The sequence below is a fragment of the Edaphobacter sp. genome (assembly GCF_035532915.1).
In the GTDB taxonomy this organism is placed as follows: Bacteria; Acidobacteriota; Terriglobia; order Terriglobales; family Acidobacteriaceae; genus Edaphobacter.
The window spans coordinates 1-5,348 of record NZ_DATKQC010000443.1; the positions used below are offsets into that span (position 1 = coordinate 1).

3 protein-coding genes and 1 pseudogene are annotated in these 5,348 nt (G+C 57.0%); 1 reads left to right on the plus strand and 3 read right to left on the minus strand.

Features of this window, described 5'->3' with window-relative positions:
• Nucleotides 1-146: 146 nt before the first annotated feature.
• Nucleotides 147-1,424 carry a hypothetical protein gene (locus VMU57_RS20815; protein WP_325386947.1) on the minus strand — a complete coding sequence of 426 codons (1,278 nt, stop codon included), beginning with the start codon at nucleotides 1,422-1,424 and terminating at the stop codon, nucleotides 147-149.
• A 238-nt stretch (nucleotides 1,425-1,662) separates the two neighbouring features.
• On the opposite strand from VMU57_RS20815, the pseudogene VMU57_RS20820 reads away from it, so the two are divergent.
• Nucleotides 1,663-2,229, plus strand: a pseudogene (locus VMU57_RS20820) (helix-turn-helix domain-containing protein); the annotation flags it as partial.
• Between the two features lie 415 nt (nucleotides 2,230-2,644).
• Here VMU57_RS20820 and VMU57_RS20825 read toward each other — a convergent pair.
• Both VMU57_RS20825 and VMU57_RS20830 read right to left on the minus strand, forming a co-directional pair.
• The gene (locus tag VMU57_RS20825) at nucleotides 2,645-3,751 is read right to left on the minus strand and encodes a phosphotransferase (RefSeq protein WP_325386949.1); all 1,107 of its coding nucleotides are present in this window, start codon (nucleotides 3,749-3,751) and stop codon (nucleotides 2,645-2,647) included.
• A 325-nt stretch (nucleotides 3,752-4,076) separates the two neighbouring features.
• Nucleotides 4,077-5,348: transposase (locus VMU57_RS20830; RefSeq protein WP_325386951.1), on the minus strand; the 1,272-nt coding region annotated here is incomplete at its 5' end.

Consider the following 5,348-nt stretch of genomic DNA (forward strand, 5'->3'; position numbering starts at 1 on the left):
CTTCGCGTCCCTGCTGTTCTAAAACAGGATTCTCAGGGGATTCCAAATGGCCCTGTACATTATTCAGGTTCAAGCGCATAGGCAGAACCATGATGTTTATCACTAAGCGCAGACGAACAAGGTCGGACCCATATAGCACGGCACGCTCACCGCATCCTCAGGAATGGCAGACCATCCCTCCGCATACGGACGAAGTTGCGCCAGTGCCGGTTCATCAGATCGCCGACTAACTGCTCCGGCGGTCGTTCGGTTTTAATAACGATCATCCCGTACGCCTGAGCCACCTCTCTGTAGCGGCGGAGCGCACTCTCGATCAAAGCGAGCGGGAACTCTTTCTTCCGGTTCCAGATGACCTCAGCGTCGTTGTCTAACAAGATCAGCATGCGCGGGCGAGGGCTCAGTCGCGCAAGCAGTAAACGAAGCCACCCGCAATTCTGTATGGGTTGGTTATAGTACCCTGTCTCGAGATCGACTGCGTGCCGGTCAAGGAGCACGATGTGCCGTTCCAGCACGGCGGGCCACACGCGCGCGAAGTACCGAGCCCACATTTCGGGCAGGAAGTTGGCGTAATACAATATACGTCGCAGATGAGCTTTGAGGAGCTTTGCGGCAGTTCTTCGGGCAGGCGAATTCTCACCAATGTCCAGTGGATCGGCTCCCAGGCTCCTCAGCCATTTAGTGCTCGGCAGACATGGCCGCTCCCATGGCCCAAAGTAGACGGTCCGTGTCTCGATACCATTCCCGTTCAGCACCGCCTCCAGGGTGGATAGGAATGTTGTTTTCCCCGCGCCGTCCGGGCCAATTACGGCAATGCTGAAGCCAGGCCGCAGTGCCAGCTTCTTGCCGATTGTTTGCATAGTCCAACGCCAGACAAACCTCACTTTGTTTGCCGTCCGCGCCTTTAGCAGCGCCTTTCGCACATCAACCTTCAGACCGGCGATCTGGGTTTCGTCGAAGAGGAAGCCAAGTTCAGGATCGCCCTCGAACAAATAGCCAAGACCTAAACGCCTCGCTTCGACCATAGCCTGCCGGACCGCGTCCCGATTCTGAAGTACACTCGCTATCCTGGGAAAGTAGTCTTCACGGAGACGCCGCTTCTCTAGAATAGTGTTCACCACCACGTGAAGCAGCCAATTCCCTGCATGAGGAACATACACGTCCCCCTGCAATGTAGCTCCAGCCAAGTAGCGGTCGGCATTGATGTACTCGAGCCCGGAGCTCACGATCTTGGAGTACAGATCAATCCTCAGGAAGCGGTCATCTGACCAAAGCAGGAGATGACGCCTTGAGGGATCGAAAAAGCCCGTGTTCCCAATCTCCCATCCAAGATCGCGCAGCACGCGGAGGATCGCCTGTAGCTTGGATGGCAATACGATCAGGTCAAGCTCTTTTTCCCAGGTCGTTATATCGGCATCTGCTCTCATTAAGCACGGCTGCAGACCGACCTCCGCTAGCGCGGAGAGAGTCGTAACGAAGGGGGCAGTCCGAATAGGTTCCATTATGACGGTTATCGATCTCAGCGACATCTTCCGAGTAATGAATTCCCATAGTATACAGCTCACGTATACAGTGCCGTCAAAGGCAAGCTCCAATAAGTTAGTGTAGTCCGCCAGAATCTATTATAAAGCGTTTGTCATCTCATATACAGTTGAGGTGACCGACATGCGCGTAGCGCCAGCGATCCATCTGAGTTCGCAAGCACGGGCGGAATTGCAGAATCTTGTGCGCCGGCGGACCACGCCGGTGCGCGTGGTCGAGCGCTGCCGCATCGTCTTGCTTGCGGCAGCCGGACTTCAGGATAAGCATATCGCCGAGCACATGTCAGTGGCGCCGCTTATGGCTTCCCGATGGCGCAGTCGGTTTCTGGCCCAGGGAGTGGCCGGATTGGTAAAGGATGCGCCGCGACCGGGCCGCACGTCGACGATCACCGCCTAAAAAGTTGCCGAAGTCGTCGCCAAAACCACGCAGAGCACGCCGGCCAACTCCACTCAATGATCGCGCAGCAAGATGGCGCGACTGGCGGGCATGTCAAAGTCCAGCGTAGGGCGCATTTAGCGAGCGCATGGACTGAAGCCGCACCGCATCGAGAGTTTCAAGATCAGCGACGAACCCGAGTTTGCCGCCAAGCTCGAAGATATCGTCGGCCTCTATTTTGATCCACCCGAGCACGCGTTGGTGCTCAGCGTCGATGAGAAGAGCCAGATACAGGCTCTGGACCGCACCAGCCCGGCCTCCCGTCTCCCGCCTTTCAGTGCGTAGAGAGCTATTCCGCTGCGCCACTCCGATTGCCGCTCACCATTTGGGTGACTCCTGAAAATCAGTTCGCGAAGCTGTGAACTTCGCGTCCCTACAGTTCTAAAACAGGATTCTCGGAGGTTGCCAAATGGCCTTGTGCATTATTCAGGTAACTATGTGATTTATTCTAAAAGAAAGCGGCCTGGAAATCTTCTACCCGCTTGTGATCGGTGGTGTCTTAAGAAATCCTTTCGCCGCCCGTGCTCTCTCCACTCGCGCAGAAACAGCGTCCAGCCGGCCGTCCTTCCCTGGCTCCGTGCTCACCGAAGAATTCGTCATCTGACTCAGGCTATCCAATTGACCCGCAAATCACCCACCTGGCAGAACCTGGGACAAAATTCCAGATTACTTAAGCTGCGCATATCCCACTCGTCTTTGAACACCGACTGAGCCATTTCTCTATCGCGGGCATTGTGCGTGGAATCATATCCTCCAACCATGAGGTAGATGGCATTCCGCCTCGCATTGCTTTTTGCCAAAGGACGCCGAACCAGAGCAGTAAAGCAATGAATTTCAGATCGTCTTTGTCCATGCCGGACTGAATGCGCAGTTTGGCTATCCTCTCTTGCAGTGCCGCGTCACCAATCTCGTCGGCCCAAAGTTGACGGAGATAATGCGAAACACGGCCCCCATTCGCGGCAGCAGTTGACATGAGCAGCATGTACAAGGCATCTACCAATACAAACCCATCTTTTTGAGCCCACTCCCAATCGATGATTCCCGAGACAGTATCACCGCTGAAAAGCACATTTCCGAGCCAAAAGTCTCCATGCGTAAGATCGCCCGGAATGCGCGCCGCCTCACACCAGTCCAGCAGGGCGTCTGTAGCCGGGATGAGCAAATCTTGAAAACGAGGAAGAAACGCGCACAACTGAACCAGCCGCTGGCCCACCCAGGCCCTGCCCCCATCCTCGCTTCTTGGATTGCGGGATAGCCATAGTTCCGTGGCAGCATCGATACGGCGCCAACTGAACTCGAAAGATCCTGCGGGAATTCGTGATTGCACCAAGACTGCTGCGCCGTTTTCGAGATTAGCATGCGCAAGCAAGCGAGGTACGAGGTGCCGAATTTGCGGGTCGGATGAGGCAATTCCAAGACTATTTGCTTGACGCCCCAACTCGGCGATTGCTTTATCGCAGGCAGCATAATGCAGTACAGCCGGAGTCCCCCTCCAATTGGCCATGATTACGACGACACAATGGGTTGAGAGGCAAAGCCGGGGCAACGGTTGTGTGTCGCAGCCCGTGACGGCCGCGATTGATTCGCTTGGATCTGTACCATTCACCACAAAAAATGGCCGTTTTACACCCAACAAGCTCCACCAACGTCGAAAAACATGATCCGTGAAGTACTCAATGTCGCCGGCAAGATATTCAAGACGTTCCCCCGATACCAGCGTTCTTTGTCGGCCGGCCGACAGAAGCAGATCGCAGGCGCCATTTCCAACCTGCAGCAATCGGGCAACTCGTGACGGGCTCAAGCCCGGATAAGCATGTTTTGGAACGCGAATGTGCTTACCTGATAGCAAACGAAGGGCACTCGTCAACGCACAGAGTGTGTGGTTGGTTCTACCCTTTTCGACCGTTCTTATCCAGTGCTCGGTTGAATGGGTAATCAAGTCTTGCCTCCCGACCCAGGTGCATATTCCGTTGAAGTGGTCCGCTGATTCCGACGATGTGGGGCAGTGTCGGAGCGAAGCGACGCTGGTTGGTTTTTACATTAGCTATGTGGACCGCATGAGTCAAGAAAAGGACAGATAAAGCACCTGAATTATGCATAGCCTAACAGCCCGTGATGCAAGTACTGAATCTCCGGCATGTCCTGGCGCGAGCCGTTGAAGCCGATTTGACAAGCAAGATCGCGCGCTGAGCCGGGATATTCTCTCGGCACAGCCGGATTCGACGCTGCTGACGCGTAAACAGCGCCCTCAGGAACAAATACAGGCTCTTTCCCAGGTTGTACCACTCCCGCGGAGTGCCAGCGCCGAGCAGGCGGCGGAAGATCAGGCTCAGATTGAAGGCTCCCACGTGGATCAGTTGCCGCTTGAGGATGTTGTCGTGCTTGCGCAGGTGGGTACGCCGCATGCCGCCGGTGTCGTAGCAGTGAGCGAAGCTGCGTTCCACCAGTTCACTGCGTCTCTTCAATAGGCTCTTGCCGTAGTTGCCGTGCACCCACCGCCGGTCGGCGTACAGCGCCTGCTGCTGTTCCGCTTTGCCTTCCCAGTTGCGCCGCCCCTTCTGCTCCCGCTCCGGGATGTAACTCCGCACTCGATAGATCTTCACCCGCTCCAACACCGCGCCCGCGTGATACCCCTTGTCGGCTACTATCTCTTCGATTCCATTGACGCTCACCTTCGGCTTCTCATCTGGTCGCTGCTCGGCCTCGCGCACCGCCAACTCCGCCACCGCTTCGCCGGTCTCGCACAGCGTCATGTCCAACGTGGTTGTGTCGCCCTTATCGGCTTCCTGCAAGGTCACCGCCACCACCGCGCCCGTGTCCAGGTCCACCGCGTGCTCGGCCTTCCACCCCACGGACGAAGACCTGTCCGCGGGGACCCCGGCGTTGTGCGCCAGGTGTGTGCGCCCGTCCTTCATCTTCGCAACGCGCGCATCAGCGTCCACAGGGCTCTTCCACTCCTTGTTCGACGCGCGCTTCTTTCGCTTGCGGTCCAGTCGCGCCAGGTCCCCGCGCGTCGGCGTCTCCATCCCCGACGTTTTCGCCAACCCCGTCAGAAACTCCTCATAACTTTCCCCCGTGTCCCGCCGCACGATCGAGCGCATGGCCGCGTTCCACCCCAGCGACGAAAACCTGTCGCTGGGGGCCCCGGCGTTGGCCTCCAGCGTGGTCGCATCGATGCCCACTCTCTTGCCCTCGATCAGGCCCCGATCCGCAAGCAAACACAATACCCAGGCAAACACCGCGCGGTGCGTGTCCAGGTCGATCAAACGCCGCGTCCGCGAGATCGTCGAATGATCCGGCGTCTGCTCCGTCAAACCGATGCACACAAATTGCCGCAACGCCAGCGAATTGGCCAGCCGCCACGCAATTCCACG

Excerpts from the sequence above, each read along its gene's own strand:
- VMU57_RS20815 (WP_325386947.1), bottom strand. The coding sequence starts at position 1,424 with ATGAGAGCAGATGCCGATATAACGACCTGGGAAAAAGAGCTTGACCTG.